Source organism: Rhodococcus olei (assembly GCF_039540555.1).
In the GTDB taxonomy this organism is placed as follows: Bacteria; Actinomycetota; Actinomycetes; order Mycobacteriales; family Mycobacteriaceae; genus Rhodococcus_G; species Rhodococcus_G olei.
On record NZ_BAABFB010000007.1, the window covers coordinates 63897 to 79744 of the forward strand.

A 15848-nucleotide genomic window follows, 5' to 3' on the forward strand; every position below is an offset into this window, starting at 1 on the left:
CTCAGGCGCGTGTGGTGGGGGCTTCCGAGTGGTACTCGTTGCGCTCGCCCCTCCCCAGGATGCGCTTGATCATGTACGCCAGCTCAACGAGTAGGGCCCGGTGGACCAGTCGCAGGACTGCAATGCCTGCCGCGACCCCCGCCAACCCGCCGAGCAGCAGCACCACCAGCTCGCGCCCCGGGATGACGACCGCGACCACCAGGTAGGCCGCAGCGACCCAGACTGCCACGTGGGCGCCGGGCGCCAGGGACGCGAGCTGGCTGCGCAGCGTCATGCGGAGCAGGCTGCCGCGGATGAACCACTCGACCGGGAGCAACATGCCGGTGGCCACGCTGTAGCCGATCGCAACTCCGAGGGGGCTGAAGGGCAGACCGGACACGATGCCCACCGTGGTGACGATCGTGGTGAGCCAGGCATACCGAAGATTGAGCCTGGCATGCCCCAGCCCCAGTACCAGGGGCATCGTCGACGGTTGATAGATCGCCTGCACGGCACCAGCCATCGCGAGGACCTGAACGATCGGGATGGCCGGCGCCCACTGGTTTCCGAACAGCAGCAGCACCAGCTGCGGCGCCGCCGCAGCAACCAGCGCCATGACGGGCAGCGCCAGCACCGCGAGCGCCCGCGTCGCCCGGGTCATGTCGATGCGCAGAGCCGCGAGATTGTCCGCGAGACGAGAGAACGCCGGAAACAGCACTGTTCCCACCGTCGTGGTGGCCAACTGGACCGGCAGGAGCAGCAGCCGATAGGCCAGGCCGTAGTACGCCAGAGCCTGAGGCCCCTGGAACCGCCCGACCAACAGGTTGTCGATGTTGCGAGACACCGAGTTGATCAGGAGTCCTGCCGCGAAGGCACGCCAGGAGAACGATGCGATCTCTCGCAGCCGCCGCCACCGCAGGTTCGGCCGCCGGCCGGCTCCGACGGCCAGCAAAATGACCAACAGCACCACATCGGTGCAGACGACCTGGACGACCAGCGCCCAGTAGCTCGCACCCGCGAGCGCCACCGCCACCCCGAGCGCACCGCCGGTCATCGCCGCCACGACGTCTGCAATTCCGATCGCGCGAAACTCCATGCGACGCTGCAGCAACGCCCGAGGAGTGATCGATGCGGCCCGGACGAGCAGACTCGGCGAGAGTGCGACGAGGACGAGCGCCAGTTCCGGCGTGGACATGAAGGCCGCCCAGGCCGGCGCGATCGCGATGGTGAAGACCGTCAGGGACGCCCCGACGGCGAGGTTCACCGTGACCACGACGCCGGGCATGTCGGCCTCGACCGTGGGGCGCTGGATGAGCGCGCTCGAAAAGCCCTGGTCGAGCAGAAGAGCAACGATCCCGATGTAGACCGCACCCAGGGCGACGATCCCGAAAGCCTCGGGTCCGACCAGCCTGGCCAGAATGATCGTGAACACGGTTCGGGAGACTTCCCGACCCATCACGGAAAGACCGCTCCATCGCATTCCCGACGACAAACTGCCGTCAGCCATGATGACCCCGCGTGGTCGCTCTCACTGGCCTACCGCCCGTGCACTACTCGGAACTCACCGTCCAGCCGCGCCTTCGCCTGCGACTGGAGCCGGTGACTTCGACGTGCCCGTTGCGAAACGGCTGGCGGCTCTCGTACTCCGCCACCAACAACATTGGTGCGATTCTTCCGTCGCAGCCAACGGCCATTCGATGTTATCAGCGGCGGCGCCGGACACGGGTTCCCTTCTCCTGGGAGCCGAACTCGATGCACGTCGTCGCGATCGAGTTCGGAGCGGCGAAGACCGCGACCTGCAGTCGGAACTACCTCTACCACAACTATTTTCGAGTTGTCTCGCATCACCGGCGGCCGCGGAGCCGGCAGGCGAGACGTCGACCGCACGGAGGGGACGGTGATAGCATCGGTCGTCGACCCGATCTCTGCTACAGCCTCCTGGATGTCGGGCACGTCCTGGCGGGTGCGCTTCGATCACGCTGACTGCCCCCGCGGGGATGAACGTGGCGCACGCCGCGTCCGACAGCGAGGAGCGCTGATGGTGGGCAAGGACGACATACTCGTCTCGGTCGGACTACCGGTACGAAACGGGGCCGGGCGGATGGCCGGCGTGGTCGAATCGGTACTTGCCCAGGACCACGCGAAGCTCGAGCTGGTGATTTCCGACAACGCATCTTCCGACGGCACCGAGGATCTGTGTCGCAGTCTCGCCGCACGCGACAGCCGCGTCGTCTATCACCGCAACCCGGTGAATGTGGGAATGCTCAACAACTTCGTCAACACCCTCATGCTGGCGACAGGCACCTATTTCCGCTGGGTGGGCGACGACGATTGGCTGCACCCGCACTGCCTGTCGCGGGCTCTCGACATCTTCACGGCCGACGACCGCCTGGTCCTGGTGACCAACGAGGTCGAGTATGCGGGCGAGGACGGCGTCCCCAGGATCGCCTCGTACGACGGGGCCGCCCTCGGTTCGAGCGACCCGGTCGAACGGTTCGCCGAGTATCTTCGTCTGCTCACCGACGACACGCTGCAGATCGACCCCCTCTACGGGACGCTCCGGCGCGAGTCCGTTCTGCACATCGGACGTCGCAACATACTGCGCGAGGACGAGGTGTACGCGACGAAGCTCGCGCTCGCCGGGCCGTGGGGTCATGTGCCCGAGGTGCTCGCACGGCGAATCTGGAAGTACGAGAACATGTCCGTGCTGGCCAACCGGCTGGATGTGCCGCGCTGGCAGGCGCCTTTCGCGACACTCTTGCAGTGCAGGGAGATGCTGCACTGGTTGGCCGAGTGCGACCTCACCGGACAGCAGCGCCACAGAGCCAGGCTCGCGGTGGCGCGAATGTTCATGCGTCGTCAGCAGAACTCGGTGACTCGCCGCGGCCGCAAGGTCGCCCGCATCGCGCGGGAAGTGGCGCCGTCCTTGCACCGCGCCGCGGACGCCCACCGGGACCCCAGCGACTCGCACGGGTGAACGGTTGGATCAGCCGGCTCGATGGGCGTTCGGTGCGTGGAGGAGTTTCTTGACCGTCTGCTTCGCCAGTCCCGACGCGCTCTTGAGCGCCATCAGCCGCTGTTTGACGGACTCGTCGGGCCGAGCCTTGAAAACCGTGGAATGCGATTCGCCGTCCCAATTGGCCGGCGGTTCCAGTGTGTAGTAGTAGCCCGCGAACGAGCGACGGACGGCATCCGGGGGGCACGTCACCGCCGCGACACCGTGATAGCTGATCTCACTGGTCTCGAAGACCACGCAGCGATTGAATATCGGATCGAACGAATGGACCCGTTCGGAGACATCGCGGTTCCACAGTTCGAGTTGGCCACCCCACCCCGAAGACCACCCCTCGTTGAAATACACGAGAATGTTCAACCTGCGGTGCAGCTTTCGGTCCTCGATGTAGTTGAAGTCGATATGGACGTCGAGGCGGCCCCGGGGGCCGGTTTGATGCAGGCCGCCGCCCACCAGCTCGCTGTCCGCGAGCAGATTCGGGATCGCGAATATCGACGACACCGTCGAGAGGAACTCCGACGAAGCAAGCGCGTCGTTCAGTACCTTCAATGCCGGCGGGAACATCTCACGGTCCGTCACCTGGACCTTGTTTCTCTCGTTGATCGAGCGAAACTGCTTCCCGACCCTCGTCGCCTCCGCATAGGTCGGCCACGAGCTCAGAACGTCATGAGCAAAGTCGGGGGACAGAAAATCGTCGATCACGACGTGTGGGAACGGCGTCGCAACGAGCGCCTCCCGCCGGAGGAGATCACGATCGATCGCACGGATCACTTCATTCGAAGTGCTCATGTCTCGTCCTCGGCTCGATGGAATTACGCGAAGGAACGTTCCACGCACATGTACAGAAGCAGCCACGTCCCCAGTGCGGAGCGGGGATTCGACAAGCGCAACCGGCAACCATCGCTCAGCGGGTGACGAATTCTGCCACGCCCAGGGTACATCACCAGCACACCCTGTTACAGACGACTTTGCGCGCGATCATCGGTCCGAAATGGCAGCCGGCGGCGACTGCGAGTGGGCGAACTCCACAGTGCGCATGCCGCTGTTCGGCCGGAACAGAATCCAGGCTCCCACCGCCAGGATCAGCACTCCGACCGACACGTACGCGGTACCGACCAGCGCCACAATCGGATTGCGGCTGCCTTCGTCCCACAGCGAGTCGGCCGGATCCAGGATCGACGTCGGACGAACCGCCCCGGGCGCGCTCTCCTGCGGCCATGCCAGAAAGACGACCAGCGGCGACAGCAGAGCTCCCGCGAGCACGGGTTTCCTCGAACCGAGCCGCAGGGCGGTCGCACCCAGCCAGACCCCTACGGGCACCACCCAGATCCAGTGTTCGTGCCAGCTGACGGGCGAGATCAACAGGCCGGTGATCGCGCATGCGAGCATTCCTGCCACCGGATCGCCGCACCGATCCGCTTTCACGGCCACAGCGAGGCCTCCGATGCCGATCGCCAGGGCAAGGACGAGCCAGACCACCCCTCCGCTCTCACCGAAGAACCGGCTCGCGATCCCGTTGATCGACTGATTGGAGACGTCACCGACAGGAATGGGGCCCAACAAACGCGCGGTGTCGGCGATCATCCCGCCGAACCAATACCTCGCCGATTCCGCGGGCGCAACGAGAAACCCGAGTCCTGTCAGCGCCGAGAACGTGAGAGTCGCATTGAGCGCAGCGCGGAATCGTCGCGTCAGGAGAAGATACAGAATGAATATCGCCGGGGTGATCTTGATTGCCGTGGCAACCCCGATCAGAATCCCGGCGAGCCGCGGGAACCGAGTTCCGACGGCAAAGTCGGCCACCACCAGGAACATCAGCAGAATGTTGATCTGACCCACGTCGAGAGTGCCGTTCACGGGATGCAGCCACAGCGCGCAACCCAGAACACCGAGCGAGGCCCCGACGAGTCCGGCACCGGGACCGAAGCCGAGCATTCGGAAGGTCAGCCAGACCACCGCCCACAAGGCGACGACTCCCAGACCGAAGAGCACCCCCTCGACGACGGCGAACGGGAGAACCGAGAGCGGACCGAACACCAGGAGCGTGATCGGCGGGTAGATGAAATACGTCCCCGTGCCATGCAGTTGAACGTCGTACACGGCCAGTCCGTGCATGAAGTTGTCCCCGCCGGTCAGATACACCTCGAGGTCGTAGGAGTCGAATCCGACTGCCCGCTTGAGGAGCAGGAAGGCCCCCAGCCCGACCACGAAGAGCATGGCGCCAGGAACGATCAACGCCGATGGCAGGATCCTCGCCGGCGTGGTCGGATGCGAGTGCTGCATTCGAACAACCTCCGCGTCACCCTCGAGGGTCCGGGAGTGACTCGATCGCCACGTGGCTGCGGACCGTGACGGAGTGCGGTTCACCCCCGCCCCGGGAGTAGGCCGGGCGCACATGTCGACAGTGAGTACGTCGACCATCTGACTCCGGCTCCAAGAATACGTTCCGAGGCCCTCACCACAAACCCCCGAGTCGTGTACCCGTCCGCGAATGTCGGTTGGCGCCTGTGATGGTGATAACATCTATGGCCAGCAGCGCTCCAACGGGGTGGACTCACCGGGCAGCGGCGGAAGTACTGATGCACCAATTCTGATGCACCAATTCCGACGCGTCCGACTGATGCCGATCCGTGGATGCGATGTCAGCTGCGCACGGTCGGAGGGGTAATGCCCCACACAGTCGAACCTCATATGAATTTCGCCTCATCGCCAGCGCGCCGACGAGAACCAGCGATTCAAGCGTTGCGTGGTGTTGCGGTGCTCCTTGTCGTTGCGGGGCATGTGATCGGTGCGACGGCAACCCAGGGCCTCCTGGCACCGGACGATTCCCCGTGGCGATACGCGTATCTCGCTCTCGCCGACATCCGGTTGCCACTGTTCACCGTGATCTCGGGATACGTGTACGCGATGCGCCCGGTCGAACGATGGCAGAATTACCCGAGACTCGTCGCGGGAAAGTCGCGGCGCCTGCTGATCCCGCTGATCACCGTCGGCACGCTGCTCTACGCCGCGCTCGAGATCGTGCCGGACACCAACTCGAAGCCGAGTGTCGCACTCTGGCAGACATACCTTTTCGGATTCGAGCACCTCTGGTTCCTCCAGTCGATCTTCCTCATCTTCCTGACGGTCGGCGTCCTCGACAGCTGGGGCGCGCTCGCCTCCCGGCAATCGTGGGCCGTCGTCACGATCGCCGCTTCGATCGTCTTCGTGATCGTTCACATCCCCCCGACCCTCGACGTCTTCACCGTCAGTGGAGCGGTGCGACTGCTTCCGTTCTTCCTGCTCGGCTACGGGTTGCGTCGGCACTCACTGTTCGATCTCCGCGGCAGGCCCGCCCTGCTCGCGGTGGCGGCGTTTGCCGCCGTCTATGCCGTCCGCCTGCTCGTCGTCTTCAGGGTGTACAGCCTCGACGTGCACGCCGACCGGGCGCTCACGATCGCCGTCGGTGCAATCGCCGTGGTCCTGATCTACTCGGCTCGCAACCTGGTGAATGCCCGGGTACTGGTGTGGATCGGCGGCTTCTCGTTCGGGATCTACCTGTTCCACGTCTTCGCGACGGCGGCCTCACGCATCGCGCTCGAACATCTCGGCCTGCACGCACGGCCGGAACTGTTCGTGGTGGGACTGGTGGCGGGTATCGCCGCACCGATCGCGTTCCAGCTCGCGGTGCGCAGGTCGAGACTCCTGCACACCCTGCTGTTCGGTGAGAAGACGCAGGCCCCGGTCCGGCGCAGGCCGGCTCTCGAGGCGGCGCCGCGCACCCGGAACCCGTGGACGATCGGTCAGGCGACGATCGGTCAGGCCAGGGTGGAACTGGCGAGACTGTCCGCGTTCGTCACCAGAATCGGATCCATGCCCGAGCGTCGAGCCGCCCCGACTCGCCCCCCGTCCGTGCACTGACCTCCGTCGCCCGGATCCGCGCCGCGAACGCGAGTACCGCTTTGCGCAGCGCATCCTCGGCGTTGTCGCCGACCGCGATCCGCACCAGGCGCAGCTCGTCGGGCACCAGCTCGGGTGGCAGCCCCGCTCTCGTCGCCCGCTCGATCACCTTCTCGGCCAACGCGAGTGCCGGCTGCGCCATCGCTATGCCGTCGAGGCAGGACGCGCGCGCCTTCTCCGCGGCCTTGGCGGCCTCCCAGGCGCGCTCCTGCTCGGCCACGTCGATCGGTCCGGTGTGACCGTCCGTCAGGTGTGGGCTGCGCAGCGCGAGCTTGGTGACCAATCCCCGCGCGACGTCGTCGACCGTGAACGGGTCGGTGCCCGACTCCTGCGCGATCCGCGAATGGAACAGCACCTGCAGCAGCAGGTCGCCGAGTTCCTCCCGCAGCCCGTGCGGGTCGCCCTCCTCGATCGCGTCGAGCAGCTCGTACGTCTCCTCGAGCAGGTACCGGCGCAGCGAGTCGTGCGTCTGGGTGACCTCCCAGCCTCCGAATCCCCACAGCCGGTCCATCACGTCGACCGCCTCGACGAGACCGTCGCCGGGCACCGACGGCGCCGCGATCACCCGCTCCCCCGCGGCGATCCTCGCCTCGACCTCGGGTCGATGCCGATCGGTGGTGACGAGAACGATCCCGCCGGCAGCTCCGCCGGACAGGGTGGCACGCATCGACTCCGGCACCTCGTCGGTGAACTCGACTGCACCACCGAACAATCCGACTGCCTCGACAGGCACCACACCGGGTCGCATCGGATCCAGTACGACGACCGTCACGCCGGCACGCCCGCGGTCGGCACCGCCACGTCGACGGCCCCGGCAGCCTTGCCGTCCATCGCCAGCAGGAAGTCGGCGATGTACTGCAGCAGCGTCACGTCCCGCACTCGGTCCGAGCCGACACCGCCGATCCGCGGCAGCGGCATCTGCACCATGCCGGTGGTGGCGCGGTACTGGGCGGCCGCGTACAACCGCTTGAGCCGCATCTGCTTCGAGTCGGGCAGCTGCATCGGCGAGATCTTCAGCTGGGTGCCGGTGACGGCGACCTCCTCGATTCCGTACTCGCGGCACAACAGCCGCAGCTTCGCCACCGAGACGAGCCGCCCCACCTCCTCCGGCAGCGGACCGTACCGGTCGACGAGTTCGTCGATGACGCCGGTGATCTCGTCGTCGTTGCCTGCGGCGGCGAGCTTGCGGTACGCCTCGAGCCGCAGCCGGTCGCTGGTCACGTAGTCGGGTGGGATGTGCGCGTCCACCGGCAGGTCGATGCGGACCTCCTTCGGCGCCTCGTCGGTGGTGACCGGTTTGCCGTCCGCGATCGCGCGGTACGCCTCGACCGCCTCCCCGACCAGCCGCACGTACAGGTCGAAACCGACACCGGCGACGTGTCCGGACTGCTCTGCGCCCAGGACGTTTCCGGCGCCCCGGATCTCGAGGTCCTTCATCGCGACGGCCATGCCTGCGCCGAGATCGGAGTTCTGCGAGATCGTCGCGAGCCGGTCGTAGGCGGTCTCGGTGAGCGGCTTCTCCGGCGGGTACAGGAAGTAGGCGTACCCGCGTTCGCGGCTGCGGCCCACACGTCCCCGAAGCTGGTGCAGCTGCGACAGGCCGAGCGAGTCGGCGCGCTCGACGATCAGCGTGTTGGCATTCGAGATGTCGAGTCCGGTCTCGATGATCGTGGTGCACACCAGGACGTCGAACTCGCGTTCCCAGAATCCCTGCACGGTCTTCTCGAGGGTCTCCTCGTTCATCTGGCCGTGCGCGACCACGACCCGAGCCTCCGGCACCAGGTCACGAATCCGTTTGGCGGCCTTGTCGATCGAGCTGACCCGGTTGTGCACGTAGAACACCTGGCCGTCGCGCAGCAGTTCGCGCCGGATCGCGGCAGCGACCTGCTTGTCGGCATAGGCGCCGACGTAGGTGAGGATCGGGTGCCGCTCCTCCGGCGGGGTGAGGATCGTCGACATCTCCCGGATGCCGGCCATGCTCATCTCCAGGGTGCGCGGAATCGGGGTGGCCGACATGGTGAGCACGTCGACGTGGGTCCGCAGCGCCTTGATGTGCTCCTTGTGCTCGACACCGAACCGCTGCTCCTCGTCGACGACGACCAGGCCGAGATCCTTCCACCGCACCCCGGTCTGCAGCAGCCGGTGCGTCCCGACCACGACGTCGATCTCGCCGTCGGCGAGCTGCGCGATGATCTCCTTCGACTCACCGGGATCGGTGAACCGGGACAGCCCGCGCACCTTGACCGGGAAGCTGGCCATTCGTTCGGTGAAGGTCTGCAGGTGCTGTTGCGCGAGCAGGGTCGTCGGCACCAGCACCGCCACCTGCTTGCCGTCCTGGACGGCCTTGAACGCGGCACGGACCGCGACCTCGGTCTTTCCGTAGCCGACGTCGCCGATGACGACGCGGTCCATCGGGACCGGCTTCTCCATGTCGGCCTTGACCTCGTCGATGACGGTCAACTGGTCCTGCGTCTCGGTGAACGCGAAGGCGTCCTCCATCTCCTTCTGCCACGGGGTGTCCGCACCGAAGGCGTGACCGGGCGCGGCCTGCCGCGCGGCGTAGAGCTGGACGAGTTCCCCGGCGATCTCCCGAACCGCCTTGCGCGCCTTGCGTTTCGTGTTCGCCCAGTCGGACCCGCCGAGTTTGCTCAGGGCCGGCAACTCGCCGCCCACGTACCGCGAGAGCTGGTCCAGGGATTCCATCGGCACGAACAGCCGGTCACCGGGATGGCCGCGCTTGCTCGCCGCGTACTCGATCACGAGGTACTCGCGCCGGGCCCCGCCGACGGTGCGTTCGACCATCTCCACGAACCGGCCGATGCCGTGCTGGTCGTGCACCACCATGTCGCCGGCGGTCAGCGCCAGCGGGTCGACCTGGTTGCGCCGCTTCGGCGGCAACTTCCGTCCGTCGGCGGCCGCGGCGACGCGGTTACCGGTCAGATCCGACTCCGAGACCAGCACCAGCCCGGCGTCGGGACGCTGCGCCGGAAGAATCAGGCCGCTCTGCAGGGTGCCGCACAGCACCGACACCTGCCCACGCGCCGGGTCGGCGCCCGGCGCCAGCAGCGCCGCGGGCACCTCGGCCTCCCACAGGCGTTCGAGCACCCGCTGTGCGGTGCCCGCCCCGGCGACGACGATCGCGGCGCGGCCGCCGGTGGTGACGTGGGCCCGCAGCATCACGAACAGTTCGGCGAGCAGGTCGTCCGAGCCACGGACCTCCGGCGCGGCCTGCAGGTCCAGCACCAGTTCGGTGTCGCTACCCGATGCCAGCGGGCTGACCGTCCACCAGGGTCGCCCTTCCGCGGTCACGCTCTCGTGCACCTGGCGCAACGTGCGGTACGCGGACGCCGCCAGGTCCACTCCCGACACCCCGACACTGGACGTGTCGAGAGTGGAGGTGTCCAGCGGCGCCGCGGCACCGATCGAGGCGGCGGTCCAGGACGCCTCCAGGAACTCCTGGCCGGTGCGCACCAGATCCGTTGCGCGAGTGCGGATCTTCTCCGGATCACACAGCAGGACGTGGGATCCGGCCGGCAGGACGTCGGTCAGCAGTACCAGTTCCCCACTCTGCAGCACCGGCAGCAGCGCCTCCATGCCGTCTACCGGAATACCGGCCGAGAGCTTGTCGAGCATCTCCACCAGCGCGGCGTCGGCCTGGTTGTCACGCGCGAGGGCGGCCGCCCGGTCCCGCACCTTCTCGGTGAGCAGCAGCTCGCGGCACGGCGGCGCGATCAGCATCGGGACGGCCAGTTCGGGTATCGACCGCTGGTCGGCGACCGAGAACGGCCGCAGCTCGGTCACCTCGTCACCCCAGAACTCCACGCGCACAGGATGATCGGCGGTCGGCGAGAAGACGTCGAGGATGCCGCCGCGAACCGCGAACTCGCCCCGCTTGCCGACCATGTCGACGCGCGTGTACGCCATCTCGACGAGACGGGTGATCAGGTCCTCGAAGGGCACCTCGCTGCCGATCCGCAACGTGACCGGCTCGATCTCCCCGAGGCCCGAGGCCATCGGCTGGACCAGCGACCGCACGGTGGTGACGACGACGCGCAGCGGTGGGCCGTAGTCGGCATTGCCGGGTTGGGCGAGCCGGCGCAGGACCTCGAGTCGGCGACCGACCGTGTCCGCGCCCGGCGAGAGCCGCTCGTGCGGCAGTGTCTCCCAGGACGGGAACTGCGCCACCGCGTCCCCGAGGACCTCCCGGAGTTCGGTCGTCAGGTCGTCGGCCTCCCGGCCGGTCGCGGTGACCACCAACAGCTGACTGTGCTCCGCGATCGCCGTCGCCAGGAAGGGCCGGGCCGGATTGGGTGCCACGAGCGCGAGTTCGCCGCTACCGAGCGCGTCCCGCACGCCGTCGAACGCGGGGCCGTCGAGCGCGACCCGGGCGATGCCCGCCAATGGGAGATGAGCCTGCCCGGGTTCCGGGTTCGTGGAGGACAGCGTCGATGGCATGTGGATGTGACCGCCCCTGGATCGCCGAACGAGTACGGCCGCCGTGTCGACGACCGAGGTCGATTCTAGGCCGGGTGACCGACGGTCCCGGCCCGGAGGTTCAGCGCCTCGATCTACGCAGGGCGAACTGGCGGAAGTAGTCGACCTTCGACTGGTCGACCAGCGCCGGAAGCATGAAGTGCCAGGCCCGTTCCATTCGGGCCGGCAGCGTGTCGACCGAACCGGTGGCGGCCGCGACCACACGGGTGCCGAACAGCGACTCGAACACGAACGTTCCGACCTCCTCGGCATCGGATTCGGGATCGATGTCCCCTTCTTCCTGACCGCGCTTGACGAGCGCCACCTGGTTCTCCTGCCAGGCGGCCACGACGTTGCCCCCGGTGCCCCGGTGGTCGCCGATCTCGTGGTGGAGCCGGAACATCGCGGCGACGACCTGGTCACCCGCGGCCACGTCGGTCACCAGGTAGCTCAGCCCGATCATCACCTCGAGGGCCGGATCCCGCAGGTCGGACAGCGGCGCACAGGCCGCCGCCAACCTCCGCGCGCCCTCGTCGATCACGCCGCGCGCGAGGTCCTCCTTCGACGCGAAGTGGAAATACAGCGAACCCTTGGTGACACCGGATTTCGCAATGATGTCGCTGAGGTTCGCAGCCGCGTATCCATCGCGGGCGAACACCGCCGCAGCCGCCGAGAGGACGGCGTTCCGGGTTGCCTCGGCGCGCTCCTGCCTGACCATGACCGCCCTCGCATGTCACCACGTGCAGCCCCGCACTGCACGTCAAGTGTGTACGAAACCTAACACGTAACCGGGAATCGCCGAGGTATTCGAACCCGTGGTCGCGACACACGTGTGTCAGGAGAACTCGACGCAGGTGTCCGTGCGAGCGAGGTGAGCATCTTGGGCAACCTGCGACGGCACCACCCCGGGACGGCGGGATCCGCGGCGACGGCGCTCAGGGATGTCAGCGCCCGGCCGACCGGCCCCGTGCACTCAGCACGAACGGGCTGAAGACCTGGTGCGATCGATACCAGTGCGGCAGCGGTTGCCGTGCCCGCGTCCACGGTTCATCACGTACCGGTCGGTTTCCGTTCGAGCCGTCACTCCCCGAGCTGCGGGTCCGCCTCGAGGTTCGTCAGTCCGTTCCAGCACAGGTTGACCAGGTGCGCGGCCACGACCTCCTTCGACGGGGTGCGCTCGTCCAGCCACCACGTCGCGGTGGTCGCGACCATGCCGACGAGGGCCTGCGCGTACAGCGTGGCGAGCCCGGCGTCGAATCCGCGGCGGGAGAAGTCGCCGGCGAGGATGTGCCCGACCTGCGAGACCGCCTCGTTGAGCAGGCTCGAATACGTGCCCTCCTCCGCGGTCACCGGCGAGTCCCGAACCAGGATCCGGAAGCCCTCCGTGCGTTCCTCGACATACGTGAGCAGCGCCAGCGCCGCCCGCTCGACCCGGACCCGCGACCGGTTCTGCGCGAGAGAGCTGGTCACCATCTCCAGCAGTACCGACATCTCGCGGTCGACGACGACGGCGTAGAGACCTTCCTTGCCACCGAAGTGTTCGTAGACGACGGGCTTCGAGACGTTCGCCCGCGCGGAGATCTCCTCGATCGACGCGGCCTCGTATCCACGCTCGGCGAACACGCTGCGTCCGATCTCGATCAGCTGTTCCCGCCGCTGCGTTCCGGTCATCCGGGTCCGGGCCGGTTTGTCCGCCGAGGGCTGCGGTGGTCGCGACATGTCGCCCAGCGTATCGGCCGGGTCCAGCTACTCCGGCGAGGCGGTTAGCACCGAGCGGGGTCGTCGTGCGAGGATCGTGGCGCACAGCGGACCGCCGGAGCCGGGGTTTCGATCCCGGGTGTCCTGCGAACCCGCAGGCAATCCGCCGTAGTGTAATGGCAGCACCTCTGATTTTGGTTCAGATAGTTCAGGTTCGAGTCCTGGCGGCGGAGCGAGCGGTACCACATCGAGTTCGACTTCGAGGGAGCTTCATGCCAACCGAGACCGCCGTGATCGTCCTCGCCGCCGGAGCGGGGACCCGGATGCGGTCGAAGACCCCGAAGGTGCTGCACACGCTGTCCGGCCGGTCGATGCTCGCGCACTCCCTGCACGCGGCGGCCGAGCTGGATCCGACGCATCTGGTGGTGGTCGTCGGCCACGAGCGCGAGCTCGTCGGGGCCGCGGTCTCCGCGGCCGCCACCGCGGTGGGACGCGACATCGCCACCGCGGTCCAGGAGGAGCAGAACGGTACCGGCCATGCGGTCATGTGCGGGCTCGGCGCCCTGCCCGCGAACTTCGCCGGGACCGTCATCGTCACCTCGGCCGACGTTCCGCTGTTGGACGGCCACACCCTGCACGGCCTGCTCGAAGAGCACCTGTCGGAACCCACCCCGGCCGGGGTCACCGTGCTCACCTTCGTCCCCGCCGACCCGAACGGATACGGCCGGATCGTGCGCAATGCCGCCGGCGATGTGATCGAGATCGTCGAGCACGCCGACTCGACCGCCGAACAGGCCACGATCACCGAGGTCAACTCCGGTGTCTACGCGTTCGACGCGGCCGTGCTGCGGGACGCGTTGACCCGGCTCGACACGAGCAACGCCCAGCGCGAGTTCTATCTCACCGACGTGCTGAAGATCGCCCGTCAGGCGGGCCGCGACGTGTATGCCGCGCAGCTCGACGACCCGGCCAAGGTCGCCGGCGCCAACGACCGCGTGCAGCTGGCCGCGCTCGCACGGCACATGAACCGCCGGATCCTGGAGTCCCACATGCGCGGCGGGGTCACGATCGTGGACCCGGCCACCACGTGGATCGACGTGGACGTCACGATCGGTCAGGACGCCACGATCCGGCCGGGCGTGCAACTGCACGGCCGCACCACGATCGGCGAGGACGCGGTGGTCGGCCCGGACTGCACGCTCTCCGACGTCACGGTCGGGGCCGGCGCGACGGTGATCCGCACCCACGCCGACGACGCGGTGATCGGTGCGGGCGCGACGGTCGGCCCGTTCACCTACCTGCGCCCGGGCACCGTGCTCGGCGACTCCGGCAAGCTGGGCGCGTTCGTCGAGGTGAAGAACTCCGACATCGGCGACCACACGAAAGTCCCGCACCTGACCTACGTCGGGGACGCGGACATCGGCTCGCACAGCAACATCGGGGCGTCGAGCGTCTTCGTCAACTACGACGGTGTCTCCAAGTCCCGTACCGTGGTCGGGTCGCACGTCCGGACCGGGTCGGACACCATGTTCGTCGCCCCGGTGCGGGTCGGCGACGGGGCGTACACGGGCGCGGGCACGGTGCTGCGCGAGGACGTGCCGCCGGGGGCGCTCGCCGTCTCCGGGGGCAAGCAGCGCAATATTGACGGTTGGGTCGAACGCAATCGACCCGGCACGGCGGCCGCCAAGGCGGCTGCTCAGGCACAGCAGCAGAACGAGAACACGAACAAGGACGGCGAAGAGCAGTGACCGCGAATTGGATCGACAACCAGAAGAACCTCATGCTCTTCTCCGGTCGCGCCCATCCCGAGCTGGCCGAGCAGGTGGCCAAGGAACTCGACATCCAGATCACCCCGCAGACCGCACGCGACTTCGCCAACGGCGAGATCTTCGTGCGCTTCGAGGAGTCGGTGCGCGGCTCGGACGCGTTCGTCCTGCAGAGTCACCCCGCCCCGCTGAACCAGTGGATCATGGAGCAGTTGATCATGATCGACGCGCTCAAGCGTGGCTCCGCCAAGCGCATCACCGCGGTGCTGCCGTTCTACCCGTACGCCCGTCAGGACAAGAAGCACCGCGGCCGCGAGCCGATCTCGGCCCGTCTGATCGCGGACATGCTCAAGACGGCGGGCGCCGACCGGATCATCACCGTCGACCTGCACACCGACCAGATCCAGGGCTTCTTCGACGGCCCGGTCGACCACATGCACGCACAGGGCCAGCTCGCCCAGTACGTGCGCGAGAACTACGGAACCGACAACATCTGCGTCGTCTCCCCCGACGCCGGCCGTGTCAAGGTCGCCGAGAAGTGGGCGGACGCCCTCGACGGCGCGCCGCTGGCGTTCGTGCACAAGACCCGCGACCCGCTGGTCCCGAACCAGGTCAAGTCGAACCGTGTCGTCGGTGACGTCAAGGGCCGCACCTGTGTGCTGATCGACGACATGATCGACACCGGCGGCACCATCGCCGGCGCCGTGAAGGTGCTCGAGGACGCCGGTGCCGGCGACGTCATCATCGCCACCACCCACGGCGTCTTCTCCGACCCCGCGGCCGAGCGGCTCGCGACCTGCGGCGCCAAGGAGGTCATCGCGACCAACACGCTGCCGATCCCGGAGGAGAAGCGGTTCCCGACGCTGACCGTCCTGTCGATCGCGCCGCTGCTCGCGCGCACGATCAAGGAGGTCTTCGAGAACGGCTCGGTGACCTCTCTGTTCAACGGCAGCGCGTAGCGGTCGGCGTAGGCTGTCGGA

At 67.5% G+C, this 15848-nt stretch carries 11 protein-coding genes and 1 tRNA gene; 5 read left to right on the forward strand and 7 right to left on the reverse strand.

Annotation, left to right across the window (positions count from 1 at the left end):
- Position 1: 1 nt before the first annotated feature.
- Complete coding sequence (locus tag ABD951_RS00615; RefSeq protein ID WP_345341001.1) at positions 2-1486, reverse strand: lipopolysaccharide biosynthesis protein; 1485 nt, start codon at positions 1484-1486, stop codon at positions 2-4.
- A gap of 531 nt (positions 1487-2017) precedes the next feature.
- Between ABD951_RS00615 and ABD951_RS00620 the strand changes: the two genes are divergently transcribed.
- Positions 2018-2956, forward strand: a complete 939-nt coding sequence (locus ABD951_RS00620; RefSeq protein ID WP_345341003.1) for a glycosyltransferase family 2 protein — start codon at positions 2018-2020, stop codon at positions 2954-2956.
- A gap of 9 nt (positions 2957-2965) precedes the next feature.
- On the opposite strand, the gene ABD951_RS00625 is transcribed toward ABD951_RS00620, so the two are convergent.
- Positions 2966-3781 carry a 2OG-Fe(II) oxygenase gene (locus ABD951_RS00625; protein ID WP_345341005.1) on the reverse strand — a complete coding sequence of 272 codons (816 nt, stop codon included), beginning with the start codon at positions 3779-3781 and terminating at the stop codon, positions 2966-2968.
- A 189-nt stretch (positions 3782-3970) separates the two neighbouring features.
- Entirely contained in the window at positions 3971-5275 is a 1305-nt protein-coding gene (locus tag ABD951_RS00630) for a glycosyltransferase 87 family protein (RefSeq protein WP_345341006.1), read from the reverse strand.
- 408 nt (positions 5276-5683) lie between these two features.
- On the opposite strand from ABD951_RS00630, the gene ABD951_RS00635 reads away from it, so the two are divergent.
- Positions 5684-6892, forward strand: coding sequence for an acyltransferase family protein (locus ABD951_RS00635; protein WP_345341008.1), 1209 nt, complete (start codon positions 5684-5686; stop codon positions 6890-6892).
- Here ABD951_RS00635 and ABD951_RS00640 read toward each other — a convergent pair.
- From ABD951_RS00640 to ABD951_RS00655, 4 genes are all read right to left on the reverse strand, one after another.
- A complete protein-coding gene (locus ABD951_RS00640) occupies positions 6828-7703 on the reverse strand; it encodes a nucleoside triphosphate pyrophosphohydrolase (RefSeq protein ID WP_345341010.1) in 876 nt (291 codons plus the stop codon). The two genes, ABD951_RS00635 and ABD951_RS00640, sit on opposite strands and share 65 nt — an antisense overlap.
- Positions 7700-11386 (reverse strand): transcription-repair coupling factor, encoded by a 3687-nt coding sequence (gene mfd / locus ABD951_RS00645; RefSeq protein WP_345341012.1) that lies wholly within the window; start codon positions 11384-11386, stop codon positions 7700-7702. Before mfd ends, ABD951_RS00640 begins: the two co-directional genes overlap by 4 nt.
- A 100-nt stretch (positions 11387-11486) precedes the next feature.
- The gene (locus ABD951_RS00650) at positions 11487-12122 is read right to left on the reverse strand and encodes a ScbR family autoregulator-binding transcription factor (protein ID WP_345341014.1); all 636 of its coding nucleotides are present in this window, start codon (positions 12120-12122) and stop codon (positions 11487-11489) included.
- Positions 12123-12484: 362 nt separating this feature from the next.
- Positions 12485-13075, reverse strand: a complete 591-nt coding sequence (locus ABD951_RS00655; protein WP_345341208.1) for a TetR/AcrR family transcriptional regulator — start codon at positions 13073-13075, stop codon at positions 12485-12487.
- A 189-nt stretch (positions 13076-13264) separates the two neighbouring features.
- Between ABD951_RS00655 and ABD951_RS00660 the strand changes: the two genes are divergently transcribed.
- From ABD951_RS00660 to ABD951_RS00670, 3 genes are all read left to right on the forward strand, one after another.
- A tRNA-Gln gene (locus tag ABD951_RS00660) sits at positions 13265-13335 on the forward strand.
- Positions 13336-13374: 39 nt separating this feature from the next.
- Complete coding sequence (gene glmU, locus ABD951_RS00665) at positions 13375-14850, forward strand: bifunctional UDP-N-acetylglucosamine diphosphorylase/glucosamine-1-phosphate N-acetyltransferase GlmU (protein ID WP_345341016.1); 1476 nt, start codon at positions 13375-13377, stop codon at positions 14848-14850.
- Positions 14847-15827 (forward strand): ribose-phosphate diphosphokinase, encoded by a 981-nt coding sequence (locus ABD951_RS00670; RefSeq protein WP_345341018.1) that lies wholly within the window; start codon positions 14847-14849, stop codon positions 15825-15827. Before glmU ends, ABD951_RS00670 begins: the two co-directional genes overlap by 4 nt.
- Positions 15828-15848 lie beyond the last annotated feature (21 nt).